This window comes from Oribacterium sp. KHPX15 (assembly GCF_900107835.1).
Lineage (GTDB): Bacteria > Bacillota > Clostridia > Lachnospirales > Lachnospiraceae > Oribacterium.
Genome location: NZ_FNRG01000020.1, coordinates 44313 through 62161, shown reverse-complemented (window position 1 = coordinate 62161; position 17849 = coordinate 44313). Strand labels below are relative to the sequence as shown.

Sequence of the window (17849 nt, the reverse complement as noted above, 5' to 3'; positions counted from 1 at the left end):
TGTCATTCACTAAAGGAGAATACCTTGTCGAAACAGTCTTTATCCTCTTCAAGTTTTGCCTTGTTTCCGGCCATCACAAAGTATCCGTCCCCGACAACCTTTTCCATTACATCAGCCGCACCATTCCGGTCTTCGAGTGTTGCCTTTTTCATATCTTCAGCAATTTTTATCAGATAATCCGGATCATTTCCTGCAAAAAATGTATAAATGCCTGACTCTGCACGGCTGATATCACCCATAGGTTTTATAACATTGTTGAAAGCAGAAACGGTGTACGTATCAATATCCTCCCCCGTAAGACTCATTTCCCTCAGAGCGGATGGAGCTTCATCCAAAACCTCCAGCGTTGTTTTACAGTTAGGATCACTTGAGGTACCTATACTAACTACTCTTTTTTCAATTCTGTAGTTGACATCTGCGCCATATGCACCGTTTCTATATCTCATTTCAGGAATAATGTATCTGTCATTAAGCGCCTCCAAAAACGGAAGGTATCTGCCCTTGAACTCAGAATCCTCCAGGATATACCCGCCGCACATAGACTGCAAAGGACTGCTGACAATGATACCTACCCGTTTTTCATCAGGAATGCCATAATCATAAGACTCACGGTAATCATCACCTGTTCCCGATGGCATACTGTCTATAAGTTTCCCGCATTCACTTTTTATTTCAGCGATACCCTTCGGTGAGGCAGCTATTCCCATGATCATATGATCACTATGCCATATCTTATCCCGGATATTTTTCATTCTTTCTGCCAATTCTTCAATCGCGCCATCATTCTCCGAAAGTGCGGTTTCAATTCCGGTAAGATAATCATGCATACCTTTCATTATGTAATATTCAAAGCCCGTGCTTGTGCCGGAAAGAGCCCTTGCAAGGGTTACTGCTGCTTTATTAGCACTGATATTGGAAGGATCACTATTATTTTTAAGTATTTGTACTATTTCCTGTACTTCCTCCATTTTATAATCGGATTTTGTCAGCATCTCCTCCATGAGACTGAGATTATTGCTGAAATCCTTTGTGAATCCGCCTAATGATACTTCCAGATACAATCTGTCGAAAGGCTCTTTAAAATCTGTTCCGGACAGGCCTGTGCTTATGCTTCCATTCAGGTTGCTTTCCCGGTCAAATTCCTCCTTTGATCTTTCTGTTGTGGAAACATTGCCCAAAAGATTTAAATACAGCACGAGGTCAAAAAGTTCTTCCTGCTTAAGAGTTGAAGTATCATAAAAAAGGCTTACGCTATATATATCTTCCTGTTCGATGGGAACTGCTGCCACGGTACATTCTCCGAGATTTGTGATCTCAGGAGTGTCATATTTCATCGGCTCAGGCAGATCGGAAACATTGATCACAGTATTCTTGTTCGTTACATTTTCCTCATTCCATTCATCGAAATCCCTGGTATCTTCTATCAGTTTAAGAAGCTCCGATTCCGACATATCAACTTTTAAGTTCTTTAAATAATCCTCTATTTCCTGCTCTTTCTTTTCTGCAAGCCCCGGCTTTTCTTTACAGTAAATCAGTGCCTTGCGGTCCACCTCCATAAGCTTCTTTGCAAGTCCCTTTACCCTGGTCTGATCAGGATCCTGAATGAGCTTTTCAAAGGCTGCTTCATCTGTTTCCATGACCATTGGATCTCCGGTTCTTGTCCAGGGTACTGCGATTGCCTCTGAAAGAGTATCTATGAATGTAACCTTCTCTCTTTCAAAAGCATCCTGCAGTTCTCTTTCTTTTATTACAACATCATAGATTTCCTTTGGAAATCCATTTTCAGAAACCTCCAAAAGACTATCATCAAAAATTTTCTTTATTACGTTTTTGTCAATATCCTCTCCCTGGGTGTAAACCATCACCTGATACACAGGATACCATGCATTATAAGGAGACAACGTCGAAAACGTATTCCACTGAAGTCCTTCTTCTCTTAGTGCTTTCATAAAAACAGAAGAAGAATCCATCATGAGAGCCGTGAATACAAGTAGTTCGCGTTCTTCTTCCGGAGTGAACCCGGAAAGATCAAAAGCATACGTTATACTGTTCTGACTGCCTGAAGTATCATCCTCATAAACCGGAATGTCATATTCGGTTTCTACATAACCATCAGGAACAACAATTTCCGGGATATTTACAGGTTCTTCTTTTTCAGGGTACTTTGAAAGATATTCCCGGTCCAGATATTCAAGTACAGCCTTATAATCCATATCTCCGTAAAGAATCATCAATGAATTATCAAATCTGTAATATGAATTATATACTTCGTGCAGATTACTATAGTTCAGGTTTTCAAGATCTGTATAGCATCTTCCATTGGCATAACTCATTATCGAGTCCGGATATAAACTTTCATTTACTGCATAACAAGAGATATCCTGTCCGCTTGTCATCCCTCCCATATCTTCTGAAAAAACTACTCCACTGAGTGTTATAGGATCATCGATGTCATATAGCTGATACCTTAGTGCTTCACGTTTAAAATAATTTTCATTTTCAAGGACCTTTGGAGAAGTCATGCAGCTCATATAGCCATCCAAAAGCTTTATAAACTGACCCTGACTCAGGGTACTGAACGGATATGAAGTACATGTATTGTAGGTGATAGCATTGGTAAAAGTATTGTAGGTAGTATTTGACATATCGAAGAAAAGATCCGTGGCCGGATATTTATCCGAAGCCGCAAGTATAGAGTGTTCGAAAATGTGCGGTATGTCAGCATTGTTAAGCTGCGGAACCCGGTAGCTTATATCAAAGCCCAGCTCCTTATCATCATTTCTGATAAGGTATAATGTAGCTCCGCTGGTTTCATGCTTAAGCACAGCTGTGTCTGCTCTAAGCGCCTTAACTGTTCCTGTTCTTTCTACCTTATAATCAAGATAACTGTTGCCCTCTTTGAAAAGATCGTTTTGATATTCCTCATCCACCTCTTCGGAAAGATAAGGGTACCCATTCTCATCCTGTTCTACAGCCTGTCTTTTTACTTCTTCAGTATCAGGGGTAGTTTCTTCGATTCCAGGAACAGTCTCTTTATTTCCAGCTGCAGTCGTTTCTTCGGAAACAGACTCAGGTATAGGATTTGGTTCAGGGACAGACGTTGCCTCACAACCCGCCATGGTGATAACCATAGAGGCAGCCAGAATAACTCCTGTAATCTTTTTAAGAGTATAATGATTAATTTGTGACTTATATATCTTATGTATAATACTCATATTTCCTCATTTATATCCACCGAATCCGGCTAATAATTATTTTATATTGTTTTGACTGCTTCCTTCATGATCCCGTCAACATCCGCCCCGACTATATCAAGTCCCACTGCCTTGATGAGCTCCACTTCTTTGATTCCATAGAAGTTTTGTGCAAGGGCTTTTATATATCCAAATCCGTATTCTTCCGGCACAAAAGTTCCACCTGCAGTCATGACATAATAAAGCTTCTTCGCTTTGCAAAGCCCCTTTGGAATTCCTTCGGGAGTATATTCAAATGTAATCCCCAGAACATTTATGTGTTCTATATACTGCTTAAGCGCAGCAGGGAACGACAGATCCCAGTAGGGGGCAGCTATAACAATAGTGTCTGCTGCCGCAAACTGTTTTGCCAAAGAAAAGTAATCATCCCCAAATTGCCGCGTGGCTATCAGACTGTCTCTTTTCTTTAAAAATGCTTCATCCGTCTTTGGAAAAACCACATCCTCCAGTCTGACCTCCACCCGGTCTCCGCCGATTTCTTCAAGCAGTTTCTCCGCAAGCTTCCTTGTTCTTGATTCACCACGTACACACGCATTTACCAGTAAAATCATGAAAACCTCCCGGTATATATATTCCTCATCTTTTTAACATTGCTATTATTTGAGCTTTTTAGTTCCTTTCCACTCAATATAGAATATCTTTAATTATATTATGCAGAGTTTACTTCTGAAAAGAAACTGCAGAGTTCCTCAAAAGAGGATGCTGTTGATTAAATTCCTTATCAACGGCTTTTTTGTTTCCTGTTTGCAAAAAGCATATCCCGGTTGATCTCGGTATAGAACAGTTCGCGAAGTTCTTTTTTGCTGCAGCCCATACCCTTGATCCACATGAGCTTTGTGATGGTGGCTTCAAGAGTCATATCATAGGCCTCGATCATATGGAAATCATGCTTCACTTTGCGGCCGACCTCATAAACGGTCATATTACTGCCTTCATTCGCCACCTGGGTAGTCATGACCACCAGCTTGTCAGCATCACTGAACCGGTCCATTTCCTTGTAAAAGGTTTCCATCAGAGTCTCAGGAATTCCTCCCACACCAAAGCTCTCCAAAACTATCACATCGTAGTTTTCAAAAATATAGCTGAGGACGTCGCTCTTGATTCCCGGGAACAGTTTTAAAAGACATATTCTGTCTGACATTTCATAGTAAAACTTTACTGGTTTATCATTGGGTGTTTCCTTTATGTAGCGAATCAGCATACCGTCCTGTATCACCGCAAGGTAAGGGAAATTGATGCTTGAAAAAGCATTGTAACTCTTTGCTCTTTCTTTTTTCGCTCTGGTTCCGCAAATTACTTTGCCGTCAAACACGATTGAGACATTCCTGGATTCTTCGTCGGCAGCATAAATGAATGAGTCCAGAAGGTTTGTCTTGGCATCCGTTATGTCCATGTTGATAGGCTTCTGTGAACCCGTAATAACTATCGGCTTTTCAGAATCCTGAATCATATAGCTGAGGGCTGCCGCTGTATAAGCCAGGGTATCCGTTCCGTGACAGATCACGAACCCATCGTATTTTTCATAATTATCTTCAATGGCTTTTACGATCTTTCTCCAGTGCTCAGGGGTCATGTTGGTACTGTCAATGTTAAGAACCTGGGCAACCTCAACTTCGCACACATCTTTTACTGCCGGAATATAGGCAAGGATATCCTCAGGAGTAAGCCCCGGTGTCAATCCGTCTTCAGTCTGTTTGCAGGCAATTGTACCTCCGGTACCGATCATTAGAATTTTACGCATTGCTGACCTCCTTAGGTAATATTATATATAGAGGATTATAAAATGCCCAATATCTCTTTTCCATAATCTGTTCTTCAGTTTCACTATCGTTATGCTCTATATAATATTGATTCCATAACATAATAATCGCGATTGACTCCCGAATGTATGTTTGCTAAAATTTATACCGTGCTACCAGTATTAAACGGTAGGCGGTTAGCTCTCTATACGGAGGGCTTTGTAAGACCCTCCAGAAAGGAGGGCACCATGGTTAGTTTTTCTGATTTATTCCAATTCGGGATTTTGATAGTTGCAATCATTGGTCTTGTTTATAAGATAGCAAAAAAATAACCGCCCCAGTCTCACAAACTAAGCGGTTATTTTTTGTAACTGTTTACTTAAAGAGCTAACCGTCTACCGGTAGCACTTCTTTTCAATTAGTATATTAACATCATTGCATCTTCCAGTCAATCTGCTTCCTTTTGCAGCTCGTATTCATTCTCGAAATACTCATCAAGACACTGCAGATTCATAACTCCGTCTACAACAGATACTTTAAATGTTGAATCTCTAAGATTAGACTTTTCAAAATCGATCTCAAGTATATCTTCCTCAAGCTTGTAATCGAAACTGTAGCTGTGCTCCGGAAGTACCAGTGCACCTGTTCCGTTCTTCTTGAATCGATATGATGTGATATCATCGATGCTCCAAAGGCCTGCGATATCTTCCATGGTGAGATACTCGGTTTTCTTTAATTCTTCCTGGGCCAATGTCTCTACCGGAGCTGTCGTCTCCTCAGGTACAGTTTCCTCCAAAACCGCCTCAGTTTCTGCAACAGTTTCATCTTCTGCCAATGTCTCCTCCAGGTCTTCTGTTGATTCTACAGACTCTCCTGTTTCCTCATCAGTTTTATCTGCATCTGAGTCAGCTTTATCACTGTTTTCTGAATCTTCATCGGTATCAGAGGTTTTGTCATCATCAGATGAGTCTGAATCGCCATCATCGATTTTGTCTTCACCAGATTTTACTGAATCTGCATCATCATCGGAATCGGAAGACTTATCATTTTCGGATTTGTCTTTATCCTTTGTATTATCTGTATCCTTTGTGTTCTCTGTACCTTTTGAATCATCAGATGATCCGTTAGCTACTTCATCAGATTTATCATCTGTGTTCTTGTCAGATGCAGACTTATCATCAGATTCATCGGTATCTGTTCCACCTTTTGTATTATCATTGTCTGTGGCATTGGTGTCCTTATCATCAGATGAGTCATTTCCTTCTGAGCTGTCGTTTTTATCATTACCTGAATCATTCTGATCCTGCTCAGAACCGCTCACTGTATTCTCATTAGCTTGATTCTCAGTGGCATTGACATTTTTTCCTACAGCAGTAACAAGGAAGCCTGCCATAACTAACATTCCTAGTCCTTTGTACAATTTTCTTTTCATCATATCCTCCTTACTCCTGTCCAACAGGTGTCTCACCAACTCCGTTCCATGCACCATCAGCACCAACTACATGTCCGTCAGGTGTTATAGACGAACGGAACAGTTTTCCCTGTGTTGAACCAGGTACGATATCAAAGTAGTACCACTTATTGTCGATATTCTTCCAGCCGGTTGCCATTCTTCCACGCCAGCCATCTTTCTGAGGCATCAGATAGAATCTCTCACCGTTGTAATCAAACCAGTTGGTAAGCATATTTCCATCTTCATTGAAGTAGTACCAGTATCTGAGGCCATTATAGTCAAGGCTCATCCACTCACTCTTTGCAAGACTTCCATCAGATTTTGTATATGTCCAGGTGTCAGCATTTGCATTGCTTCCCCATCTTCCGCCAACATCGCTGGCAGGTACGCCTGTCTCAACCTGATGGTTCTCAGGAATACCGGAGGTTGCATCGTTAATCTGATCAACCTTTGCCTGAATCTCTGCACTGCCTGAAGATGAAGATTTGTTTGATGAACTTCCGCTGCTGCCACTACTTTCACTGCTGCTGTCATGTTTTTTACTGTTATCTTCAGATCTAGTCTTCCTCGGAATCTCTTCCTCCTTGGTATGTGAAGAATCATTTTCACAGGTGTAGGTTCTGATTCCGGTTTCATCATACGTAGCTTCCTTAGTGATCTCACCATCATCCCACTTGTGACCGATGGCATCTATGATGAATGAAGTCTTATCAGTTATTTCAGCTGATCCATTCGCATCCTCAAACCACTTGTCACATTCTGTGCATTCATAATGTGCTTTATAACCGTCTTCAGTACATGTCGGTTCTTTAGCATCCATTTTTTTGATGTCATGTTCATGAGGCTCTGATTTTTCTTTGATTGTGACTGAAACCACATCAGGATCACTATCAGCGTGACTATCATCACCTACTGCCTTGTACCATACATGATAGGTTCCAACTTCCGTCTTTGCAGGGATGGTTGAAGTATAAGCTTCAGTAGCTTCAGTTGCAGTGCCGAGGGCATACTGCATCTTGCCGCCGGTGGCTTCGCCGGTAACAGTTACAAGGGGCTTTTCTGTCTCGTCATAGGTACGGTTGTTCGCAGTAACTGTAGCCGGGACTGCCTTTGCCTTGCTTATCGTTACAGTCACATCTTTAGTTGCCTGTGCATAGGCATCTGTCTCCGCTGCCGTCACAACAACGTAAGCTTTGCCATCTTCCGGAACCTTTTTGATCGTCAGTACGCCGGTGGTGCCGTTCACGTCAATGTAATCAGCACTGCCATCCTTCACAGCGTAACTGATTGCGCCATCACCATCCGTTGTTGCGTTGACTTTTTTATCTGTATCGCCGTAGGTTGCAGTCACGTTTTCTGCGATGATGGTCTGCGTGCCCTTATCCGCGAGGGTTATTTTGACATTGACCGTGGAATTGGCATAGTTGGTGGAACCGATGGTCACGGGCAGGGTGACGGTATTGCCCGTCGCGCCGTCGGAGAGCGTAGCGGTCACAGCGCCACTGGTATCATCCACGGCAAAGTTGGAAACCGTGACGTTGCCAGTCTTGCTTGCGGTTCCCGCCGTGTAGGTCAGCGTTCCCGCGTCCTCAGGCATTACGCCTGCCACGGACTCGGAAACGGAGGTCGCCGTATAAGGCAGGGAAACCTCCACATCCGCGATGGTCTGTGCGTCCGCCTTGCTGATATCGACTGTGGTGGTCGTGGTATTCGTCGCAAGGCTGTAATTGGTGTTCTTGAGCGTCACGGTGACATCGACGGTCTTGCCGTCGCCCGCATTCGCATCGGTCATCGTGCCGGTAACGGTGTAATCTTGATCTTCACCCAGCGTAAGCGCCACCGATTGTTCGCTGCTGTCCTTGAACGTAACGCCGCTGATCGTGACATCTGTGCTGTCCTTAACGTATGTGCGGTTCGTTGCCGTCGCAGTGTCAATGGTCAGCGCGATGGGGCTGATCGTGAAATCCGCCGTTGCGGTCTTGTCCGTGTCCACCGTGATGCTGGCGGTATAAGTGCCCGCATTCGTCGGCGCGGTTGTGCTCTTTGCGTAGGTTGTATCGCCGCGCCCTTCATACACTATCGTCGGCGCGGTCAGTCCGGCCCCCGTCCAAGCCGTCGTATCGGAAAGGCTTGCTCCCGTATAGGCGCTGCCGGTATAGGTCGCATCGGCGGCACTCAGGGTCCGCGTTACTGTATGTTTGTTGTTGTCATCCAGAGGCAGCGTACAATCGCCCTCAGTACACTCTGCCGTGATAGTCGCGCCGCTTGCGGAGTAGGTGAAGTCATGGGTGTGTGGTGGCGGATCGAACTTAATTGCCTTATAGGTATTATAAGTCTTTGCTTCGTCTGGAGATGGCTCAATTGCTGCTGGATTTTCATCCGACATATCATAATTTTCATAACCCGTGCCTGCGGATGCATGCTTCACTGATCCATTTATTGCATATTTGTTTCCTTTGACTGTAACAGTGCTCTTATTGTCAAAATCAGCCGTTACCGTTCCGCCTCCACCAATACCATAACTGTAAGAACCATTTTGCGCAGTTGCGGTAACATTACTGTTAATTATTGTAAGATTATTCGTTTGAATGCCCTTACTCACACTAGAAGTCGCATTGCCCGCTTGTACATCTACCGTGCAGTTTTTTATAGTAAGATTGTAAGCCTTTATCCCAACACTTGCAGCACTCGTTGTGCTGCCACTTCTAATAGTTAGCGTAGGGTTATCCCCTACTCCCTCTATCGTTATATTAATATTCGTATCTATAGTAAAAAACGCACCAGATTCATCATTTTGTGTTAGTGAAACATTGCCTTTTATTATAATTGTGCTCAAATAAGTCGAATTTGAACAATAAATCACCGAATTTCCAGAATTACCATCATACGCCCAATTACCTTTAACAACATAATTATCCAATGTAAGTGTCTTTGAGGCATTGTCATAACTTGCTTTTCCGTTTCCTTCTTTGGTAAAATAATCTGTATTCACCGGTATGTCAGCGCAGTTTTCAGATGTCACTCGAGTGCCGCCCACCCATAAATTATACTCTGTTGCCGCAAAAGCCGTCAGGCTCATCCCCGACATCAGCCCCAGCACCAGTGCCAGCGCGAACAAAAAGCCAATCAGCTTTCTTCCTGTTCTCTGTTTCATGTGTAATTCCTCCTTCATAAAACTCTTGTATAACAAAAACCGCCGAACCTGACAGGGTATAGTAACCCCGTCAAATCCGACGGTTATCCATCATGAATGTAATATGCAGTTTCAAGCGCCCCGCAGGACGCAAAAAGAGCGCAGTTAGCCTCTACTCTGCTCTCTGCTCTCTGCTCTCTGCTCTCTGCTCTCTGCTAAAGCATTCAGCTTGAGTTCATAATTGTCAGCTATTATTCCCAAATTGTTCATAGTATCCCCTCACCCCTAAATACAGCTACTATAACTGTCGACATTAAACTTATGATATATAAGTAAAAATTTCATTAAAAAAGCTCCGGATATAAGACATCGCATACCTTACATCCGGAACTTTTATATTGCATATTCATTTATAGCTAAACATGAAACAAAAACATTATTACCTGCTTCAATCCTCCACAGGATTAAGCACTGCTTTTATCACCTTTTCTTCATCATAATCAGGAGCGAATTCAGCTGCGGTGTCACAAATGACCCGGACTCTGATTTCGCTCTCTTCAAGCTCGTCAGCTATCTGAGTTACACTTTTTCCTTTACGAAGTTTGCGGCATATCTGAGAAATAAGCTTCTCTTCTTTTCCCTCAACTTTTCCCTTTGCAACTGCTGCATCATATTCTCTAAGCCATTCTAAAGTACTGTCCATCATTATATCACCTACCTTCCTGATGACATTTTCTCTCTTTTCATTTAGTCTCCGGATTACTTTTGCCATTTCCTTGATTATAACACCCTTGGTTCTCAGCGACAATACAGCCTCCGGGAGCTGATGTATCCGCTCTATCACCTCAAAATATATATCCTCAAACTATTTGTTTTATCATTTTCTGTGGCTTTAACATTTCTCCCTACAGCGGTAACGAGGAAAGTCGGCACAATAGTTATGATATATAAGTAAAAATATCCTTGAATATAGCTTACAAATCCCTATATATTGATGTCATCATAGTATCTGAAAAGCTGCTGATACATGCAATTGTATCAGCAGCTTTTATCACATATTATTTTACAGCACCATCGCCACTACGAAATTATAAGCAGCACATACCAGTACGCTTACCGGAACCGCAACCATAAGAAGTCTGTTGAACAGAGTATTTCTGTCCTCTTCCTTTGGTGTGGATCCAAGTATAAGTGATCCGCCTGATGAGAACGGGCTGATGGCACTTGACTGGGCACCAAGCACTGTACATGCGAAGAGTACAGGAGCAGACAATCCGGTAGATGCTGCAAGAGCCGGTATAAGAGGGAAAAGTGCCGGCGCAACAACACCTGTGGTTGAACTGAAGAAGCTCATGATAGCAGCAATAATTGAGAATGCTATCGGAATAAGTGGCTTAGGAACATTTGAACCTACCCAGAGGCTGAGCATCTCGATGGTTCCCGCCTTAACTGCAACTGCAATGAGCATTCCTGCTCCGGCGATCATAATGATGGTATTCCATGGAATTCTGGCAATGGCATCCTTCTGAGGAGCAAGCTTCATAAGTAATGCAATTACCGCAAAAATGATAGCAACCAGACCTACATCAACTTTTCCCGCAATGTAGCTTATACTTTCATTTCCCGGCATAAGAATCTTGAGAAGAGGGAAAATAAGTACCACAACCATCATTGCAATCATAAGTGTAAGTGTTGTACTCTGCTCTTTTGTAAATGCTTCAGGCTTGTTAAACACAACGCCTTTTCCGATGTTTTTATTTTCCTTTGTTCCGTATCTGAAAATAGCAACAAGGATAAGAGAAAAGATCATGGAGAAGAAGAAAATCTGCATTTCCATTCCGAAGCTGTCAACAGCAGCAAGTTCCGGGCTTGCTTCATAAGCAGTATCCGCAAGACCTCTGAAAACTACACCAAGGTTTGAAGTTGGAAAGTTTCCACCGCAAAGAGCACCGCAATTAATGGCTACAGCGCCGGTAACCTTATCCATTCTTGACTCATCACAGATAACAAGAGTTATGGGTGCAAGGAAGGCAAGAACAGTAAAGTATGTAGCTCCCATTACCGAAAGAATTACAGCTACCGCAAAGAGCGCAAAGGGAAGCATTCCCGGAAATTTTCGGCACGCATAAAGCAGTGAACCGGACATCTTCTCCAGTGTTCCGTTGATGGCGGCAACATTATAGAAAAGAGATACCGAAAGTATAACAAACATGGTGTTCGTAGGCCAGAAAGCTATAACCTCCTTAGGCTTTAACCCCATGATGAAACAACCTATCACATATGCGAAAACGATACAGAAAAGACCTGTATTAATCTTGGTTTTATATCCAAGGTAGATCGCCACAGCGATCGCCAGTATGATGACTGCACTTAACATTTTATCCTCCTAATCACTCAACCTATAATATCTCATTCTTCAATTCCTAGAAGTCTGTACGGGATTGTTTTAGTCATGTGGTAAACGTGCTCGATAGGTATTCCGTACTCTACAAGATAATGCATATACTCATACATCTCTATTTCCCAGTCCGGATTCTCGACCTGACCACCGTCTGTGTCTACCATAACGTGTTCATATCCGACTTCCTTGATGAGTTCTGCATTTTCCTTTAGATTCAGATGATAAGGCTGTCCCTTACCCATGTTCTGGGCATAGCAGCGTTCAAGGATAACATCGTAATCCTTAACAAGCTTTATCTGATCTTCAATGGAATAATCACATACCCACCACTCAGGATGTGTGATAATGATCTTTTTAACACCTGCATCTCTTGCAGCTTCCACCACTGTGAATGCCTCCTCAGGTGACACATGTGCGGTTCCGAGAGCAACATCATAATCCTTTACGAGCTTAAATACGTCCATCAGCTCCGGTATGACTTTTCCATCCCTGACCAGTTCGATTCCGTCAGCAGGATTCTGCCCCATTTTTTCAAGGTGACGTTTTGCTGACTGTGTCGGAAGCCATATTTCCTTGGCTCCGAGTTTCAGTCCCTTCTCAACAGCCTCGGGATTAACGCCACCGATAACTTTATTCATTACAACACCACCGTACATGGTGAAACCGGTATTCTCTCCGTAAACCCGCTTTACATACTCATTTGCTATAGCAGCGCGATTCACCGTAAATCCGAGATGTGATTTGATCACTATCGCTCTGGCTCCGACTCTTACAGCCGCATCAGCCAGCTGCAGATCATTATAAGCACGGGTTCTCAGATCCGGATTTGTGTGTACATGCATATCACATATACCTTTAAGCGATACTCTGCTCATGTTTCCTCCTTAACTAATGTTGCTTTTGGGAGCTTTAATGTCTGACATACAGATGCAGATCCAGTTGGCTCCTTATATGCTCCCTTTAGTGTTCCGGATGCCAATGTTTACACCCGTTTACGATGTACATCGGTTTATCATGAAATATCTGTTTTTTCAGGCCTGATGGTATTTCATAAATCTTTAACGTGAGTATAATTAATAACAGCATATCGCAGAATACGATATTTTGTTATATATCATATCGGTTTTTCCGATATGTGGCAGTATTTCAACGCTTCTTAAATTAAATGATGATTGTTTTAAATTTAATTGGCGGGGAATATTGTAAAAAAGACTTTTCATCACTAATTGTGTCACGGCCTGACGGTGGAATGGAGATTGTTATGGAAATAAAAGAGCTGAATTATCTGATAGCAATATACGAAGAGCGGAGCATATCCAAAGCTGCGGAAAGACTTTATATGGCACAGTCCAGTCTTTCCCAGTTCCTGACCACCTATGAAAGTAATCTGGGACACAAGTTATTTGTCCGTACTTCAAATGGTGTCCGTCCTACTGAATCCGGGCAGATTCTGATCGATTATGCCTATCACACCTTATCCGAATACCACAGAGTACAGGATCAGATGCAGGATGTTTCCAACCTGGATGCCGGACATGTAATTCTCGGCATTAGTTCCTTCAGAGGTTCCTATCTGCTTCCTCCGGTGCTGAATGCTTTTCATATGACATATCCCAATATCCATGTCCAGATTGTGGAAAAGAATTCAATGGCACTTGAACAGCTATTGTTGAACGGTGATATCGACATAGCTTTACTGGCTCACAAGGTAAAGAACAACAGACTTCATGTTGAAAACTTGATAAGAGACGAAATATGTCTTGTAACCAGTCCAAACCACCCCATAATCAGTAAGGCCAAAATAAACAAACAGCATAGCTTTTCCCAGATCACTAAGCGTATAGACATTAAGGACACCAAAAACTATGAATTTCTGTTAAGTGATTATGATACGATCCTTGGGCGTGAAGCCAGAAAACTGTTTTTAAAAAACGGCATAACTCCTATCGCTTACAACAACACTTTGTCCGCCCTTTTCGCGGCCTCACTGGCTGCCAACGGACAGGGGCTTGCCTTCACTTACTATAGTTCGAGACATTATTTCCGAAATGCAGAATTCCTGTCTCTCGGAAAAGACGCTCCAAGCGTAGAACTCTCAACAGCCATTTCAGCAGAAAGATATCACTCAAAAGCGACCCTTGCATTAAATGAAGTGATACATGAGATACTGAAATCTGTGGAATGAAATAATAGTCTTTATAAATAGCAGTAATCTATTTCAGAGAAAGCGTAATTCTTCTTGATACTATGACACTACTGTTCATTCCTAATACAGTTGGGCTTATGAGTCTGATAGATTAAATCCGTTTGTCAGAAATAAACGGTCAAAAAATACACGTTTATAAATAAGGAGTTGGCATATTATGGTTACAATTCATTACCACCTTCCAGGACTCTTTGAGTTTTATGATCTATATAAAATATTTCTGCCGCTTTTCAGAGAACATCGGGATTACTTTTATGACTGGTGCGACATAGGGTCTATATACGGGGCTCCCGGAGACTGCCTCTGGGGCGGCGGACGTGTAGGGTTCGGTGATGAGAATCCGGATGATGTAGTTTCAATGATGAAAGAATATAAAGTTTCTGCCCGTCTGACTTTCAGTAATTCACTGATAAATGAAAAGCATCTTTATGACAGGAAATGTAATCGTCTATGTGACCTGTTTGAAAATGTCAACGGTGTTAAGAATGGTGTGATCATTCATTCCGATCTGCTGCTTGAACATATCTGGAAGAATCATCCGGGATTTTATTTCGTCTCATCAACCACCAAAGTTTTGACAGACTTTGAGGATTTCAAGGATGAACTTAACAGGGAAGAATTCCGATATGTTGTTCCGGATTTCAGGTTAAATAAACGCTTTGATGAATTAAACACACTTACTACAGCACAGAAACACAAGGTTGAATTTTTATGCAATGAATGCTGCTGGTTCGGCTGCTACGACAGAAAGAACTGTTACGAAAACGTCAGTCGAAAAAGTCTCGGTGAAGAATGTGAAGATCATATCTGTGTTTCTCCGGAGGCAAAGTATGGCTATCGTTTCTCGGAGGCAATGAAGAATCCCGGATTCATAGGTGTTCAAGACATAAAGAATGTTTATGCTCCTATGGGATTTTCTGAATTTAAAATAGAAGGACGAAGCCTGGGCAGCGCGATGATCCTGGAATTTTTGCTGTACTATATGACCAAACCCGAGTATCAGCTTAATGTAAGAGAAGAGATATATCTTGACAGTTCATTGGATCTTTTCTGAGAGAATTATGTTTATACTTGCATTTTTCTTTTATATTGCAATCGGTGCTCACGATGTTGCAAAGGCTGCCGAATTTTTTGAAATGAGAGGCATGGGAGTAAAGAAAGATAGTGCCACCTACAATGAGGACGGCACCATGAAGTTCATCTATCTTGATAAGATGATCGCAGGTTTCGCTATCCATCTTAAGCAGTATTGATTTTCTTTGTAGGAAATAAAAAAGTGGTGCCGCGTAAGCGACACCACTTTTTTATGGACATTCTATTTATACTGTTTCAGAAACAGCCACCTTGCTCTGCTTGGAAAAGGTTCTGACACAAAAACCAAATACATTTCTTACAAGGGGGCCTGCAAAGAATATCTGCCAGCAAAGTGCCATAAGGAAGTTCATGGCTGTGGTCTGAATCCAGACTGAAACAAATTCTGCACCGGCATTCTTAAAAAGAATTGTTGCTGCAAGACTCATTAATGGGCACATCAGACATACCGACATAGAGGATATCGCAAGTATGATCATTATCATCGGATCCTTACCCGGTGTAACAAATCTGAACGCAAGAATCTGTGCAAGCTTTCCAACGAACAGAAGCTCAAGCACTACGGCTATAGGCCACATGATCATCATTTCTTTAAATGCGGCAATAAAAACAAAATTCTGCATTCCGCCGACATTAAGGGAAATGTTGTAGCAGATCATTGCATAAACCATGACAAATGCCATAAATAATGTGAAAATAACATCCTGAAACTTATTCTGTGGTAACACGCTAAGGTTCTCCTTTCAAAAAACGGAAGACTTCAGTGTGTTGTTCGTTATCACCACAAAAAGGTGTGCGTTTCCAATGATACCTGACCTGCATCTTCATTTAAAAAATTAACGATTCGAGATTATATCAGAAAAATTTTTATCGTGTAATACTTTTTTTGAATTTTTTTATTCAGCCGGAGCGTTCTCTCAGAAAAGATCCAGTGAACTGTCAAGATATATCGCTTCTCTTACATTAAGCTGATACTCAGGTTTGGTCATATAGTACAGCAAAAATTCCAGGATCAATGCGCTGCCCAGACTTCTGCCCTCTATTTTAAATTCAGAAAATCCCATAGGAGCATATACATTCTTTATATCCTGAATGCCGATGAATCCGGGATTTTTCATCGCTTCTGAGAAACGATAGCCATACCTTGCACTTTAATCCAGACGTTCCGCCTTCATTTCCTTCTTTCTCTCATACATTGCGTCATCCGCGCGACGGAAAACATCTTCAACATCGGTATCTTTATTCCTGTCATAGTAAGCTACACCTACAGCAACTGAAGGCGCTTCCCATGGATTGAATTCTCCGCTTGCACGTTCATTCAGAGCTTTTTCAAATTCCTTAAGCAGTTTATCTGAATTAGCCAGATCATTTTTCTGCAGGATTATGACGAACTCATCACCTCCTATCCTGTATACAGGAGAATGTACAAAAATGTCACATACGATGGAACAGAAATTCTGTATGAGGAGATCACCGTATTTGTGTCCGTAGGTATCGTTAATTTTCTTAAGGTAATTAACGTCCATCATGATGACTCCAAGCTCATTGATGAGATTCCCTTTTAATCTTATGTCTAACTGTTTAACCTCATCATCATATGCAAGTTTATTCTTTACACCTGTAAGAGAATCGGTATTTGCAACCTCCTTCATATGAATGGTTTCTTTTTCAGCAGAAATAATCCGGAACATATAGTCCTTCATATCTTCCGTCATCTGATTGATTGTATTACTCAGAGATTCAACCTCATTTTTTATGTTCAGATCAGGCTTTTCAAATATAAGCATTTCCGGGGAACTGACTTCCCTGCTTCTTTTGATATATCTGATGGCACTTCTTTCCAGCATCTCAATAGGATCCGTGATGTTTTTTGATGCCCAGGTAATGAAACCAAAAATAAATGCCGCGCCGGTGATTATGATGATCACCAGATTACCAAGGGTTTTATACAGAATATCCTTTGACATTTGAGTCAGATCGATATCTACACCCAAAATTGCATACGGTGCCCCTGTGGAATCATGAAGCGTATAATAACCGCAATAGGAATGTCCCCAGTAGGTAATGCTCTCCATGAATACAATATCTTTTTCTCCCATTATGACACGCATCTGATCCACTTCTTCTTTAGTGTATTCGTCCTCAAGTACATCTCCAAGGTACAGATTCCCCTCTGTGTACTCATAACGATCATAATAGTTTTCTGCCGACAAAAGAACCAGAACGTGGTTTCCGTCATCTTCACTTAATGGTTTTATGACATAGAGATACTGCGGATCCAGATCTTCTTTGACATCATCAAGAAAAGCCATCATTTCCTTATACTTTGGGCTTTCCACATTGGTTTCCATACATTGTTTCAGATCATCATTATCAATATATCCGATTACATAGTTGATTATCTGTCTTATATGGTCCTGACTCTGCTTTATGAATAGATTTTTATAGTTAAAATATATGCTGACACCGAGAAACACGCAAAGTACAAGCACAAACACAATGCACCCGTACTGGATACTTTTCTTTAAAGGTCTTTGGATTCTCTTATTTTCCATATTGTCCATAGTTTGC

Annotated in this window: 13 protein-coding genes and 1 pseudogene; 3 read left to right on the top strand and 11 right to left on the bottom strand. The window is 41.8% G+C overall.

From position 1 onward, the window contains the following. Window positions 1-2: 2 nt before the first annotated feature. The 8 genes from BLV86_RS12055 to BLV86_RS12020 form a co-directional block, all read right to left on the bottom strand. On the bottom strand, window positions 3-3215 hold the full coding sequence (locus tag BLV86_RS12055) for an insulinase family protein (protein ID WP_090817710.1): 3213 nt from the start codon (window positions 3213-3215) through the stop codon (window positions 3-5). Between the two features lie 41 nt (window positions 3216-3256). Then, the gene (locus tag BLV86_RS12050) at window positions 3257-3805 is read right to left on the bottom strand and encodes an NAD(P)H-dependent oxidoreductase (protein ID WP_090817707.1); all 549 of its coding nucleotides are present in this window, start codon (window positions 3803-3805) and stop codon (window positions 3257-3259) included. 170 nt (window positions 3806-3975) lie between these two features. Further along, window positions 3976-4995: an asparaginase gene (locus BLV86_RS12045; RefSeq protein WP_090817702.1), complete on the bottom strand. Its 1020-nt coding sequence runs from the start codon at window positions 4993-4995 to the stop codon at window positions 3976-3978. 446 nt (window positions 4996-5441) lie between these two features. Further along, window positions 5442-6425: a DUF5640 domain-containing protein gene (locus BLV86_RS12040; RefSeq protein ID WP_090817699.1), complete on the bottom strand. Its 984-nt coding sequence runs from the start codon at window positions 6423-6425 to the stop codon at window positions 5442-5444. Between the two features lie 10 nt (window positions 6426-6435). Further along, window positions 6436-9600 (bottom strand): hypothetical protein, encoded by a 3165-nt coding sequence (locus tag BLV86_RS12035; protein ID WP_090817696.1) that lies wholly within the window; start codon window positions 9598-9600, stop codon window positions 6436-6438. Window positions 9601-10027: 427 nt separating this feature from the next. Continuing rightward, entirely contained in the window at window positions 10028-10387 is a 360-nt protein-coding gene (locus tag BLV86_RS12030; protein WP_090817693.1) for a hypothetical protein, read from the bottom strand. A gap of 255 nt (window positions 10388-10642) precedes the next feature. Further along, complete coding sequence (locus BLV86_RS12025; protein ID WP_090817690.1) at window positions 10643-11956, bottom strand: SLC13 family permease; 1314 nt, start codon at window positions 11954-11956, stop codon at window positions 10643-10645. Window positions 11957-11988: 32 nt separating this feature from the next. Further along, window positions 11989-12855, bottom strand: coding sequence for a DUF6282 family protein (locus BLV86_RS12020; RefSeq protein WP_090817687.1), 867 nt, complete (start codon window positions 12853-12855; stop codon window positions 11989-11991). Between the two features lie 386 nt (window positions 12856-13241). Between BLV86_RS12020 and BLV86_RS12015 the strand changes: the two genes are divergently transcribed. From BLV86_RS12015 to BLV86_RS12005, 3 genes are all read left to right on the top strand, one after another. Then, window positions 13242-14165, top strand: coding sequence for a LysR family transcriptional regulator (locus BLV86_RS12015; protein WP_090817684.1), 924 nt, complete (start codon window positions 13242-13244; stop codon window positions 14163-14165). A gap of 178 nt (window positions 14166-14343) precedes the next feature. After that, on the top strand, window positions 14344-15240 hold the full coding sequence (locus BLV86_RS12010) for a hypothetical protein (RefSeq protein WP_090817681.1): 897 nt from the start codon (window positions 14344-14346) through the stop codon (window positions 15238-15240). Window positions 15241-15247: 7 nt separating this feature from the next. Beyond that, window positions 15248-15439, top strand: coding sequence for a hypothetical protein (locus BLV86_RS12005; RefSeq protein WP_090817678.1), 192 nt, complete (start codon window positions 15248-15250; stop codon window positions 15437-15439). Window positions 15440-15505: 66 nt separating this feature from the next. Here the strand turns inward: BLV86_RS12005 and BLV86_RS12000 are convergent, their stop codons facing one another. The 3 genes and pseudogenes from BLV86_RS12000 to BLV86_RS11990 form a co-directional block, all read right to left on the bottom strand. Then, the gene (locus tag BLV86_RS12000) at window positions 15506-16006 is read right to left on the bottom strand and encodes a DUF2798 domain-containing protein (protein ID WP_031550471.1); all 501 of its coding nucleotides are present in this window, start codon (window positions 16004-16006) and stop codon (window positions 15506-15508) included. 189 nt (window positions 16007-16195) lie between these two features. After that, window positions 16196-16420: pseudogene (locus BLV86_RS11995) on the bottom strand (hypothetical protein); the annotation flags it as partial. Window positions 16421-16429: 9 nt separating this feature from the next. Continuing rightward, the gene (locus tag BLV86_RS11990; RefSeq protein ID WP_090817675.1) at window positions 16430-17842 is read right to left on the bottom strand and encodes a sensor domain-containing diguanylate cyclase; all 1413 of its coding nucleotides are present in this window, start codon (window positions 17840-17842) and stop codon (window positions 16430-16432) included. Between the last annotated feature and the right edge of the window lie 7 nt (window positions 17843-17849).

What these genes read in the sequence shown, in the direction of transcription:
- BLV86_RS12010 (WP_090817681.1), top strand. Translation starts at nt 14,344, where the DNA reads ATGGTTACAATTCATTACCACCTTCCAGGACTCTTTGAGTTTTATGAT.
- BLV86_RS12045 (WP_090817702.1), bottom strand. Translation starts at nt 4,995, where the DNA reads ATGCGTAAAATTCTAATGATCGGTACCGGAGGTACAATTGCCTGCAAA.
- BLV86_RS12050 (WP_090817707.1), bottom strand. Translation starts at nt 3,805, where the DNA reads ATGATTTTACTGGTAAATGCGTGTGTACGTGGTGAATCAAGAACAAGG.
- BLV86_RS12005 (WP_090817678.1), top strand. Translation starts at nt 15,248, where the DNA reads ATGTTTATACTTGCATTTTTCTTTTATATTGCAATCGGTGCTCACGAT.
- BLV86_RS12035 (WP_090817696.1), bottom strand. Translation starts at nt 9,600, where the DNA reads ATGAAACAGAGAACAGGAAGAAAGCTGATTGGCTTTTTGTTCGCGCTG.
- BLV86_RS12055 (WP_090817710.1), bottom strand. Translation starts at nt 3,215, where the DNA reads ATGAGTATTATACATAAGATATATAAGTCACAAATTAATCATTATACT.
- BLV86_RS12015 (WP_090817684.1), top strand. Translation starts at nt 13,242, where the DNA reads ATGGAAATAAAAGAGCTGAATTATCTGATAGCAATATACGAAGAGCGG.
- BLV86_RS12020 (WP_090817687.1), bottom strand. Translation starts at nt 12,855, where the DNA reads ATGAGCAGAGTATCGCTTAAAGGTATATGTGATATGCATGTACACACA.
- BLV86_RS12040 (WP_090817699.1), bottom strand. Translation starts at nt 6,425, where the DNA reads ATGAAAAGAAAATTGTACAAAGGACTAGGAATGTTAGTTATGGCAGGC.
- BLV86_RS11990 (WP_090817675.1), bottom strand. Translation starts at nt 17,842, where the DNA reads ATGGACAATATGGAAAATAAGAGAATCCAAAGACCTTTAAAGAAAAGT.
- BLV86_RS12025 (WP_090817690.1), bottom strand. Translation starts at nt 11,956, where the DNA reads ATGTTAAGTGCAGTCATCATACTGGCGATCGCTGTGGCGATCTACCTT.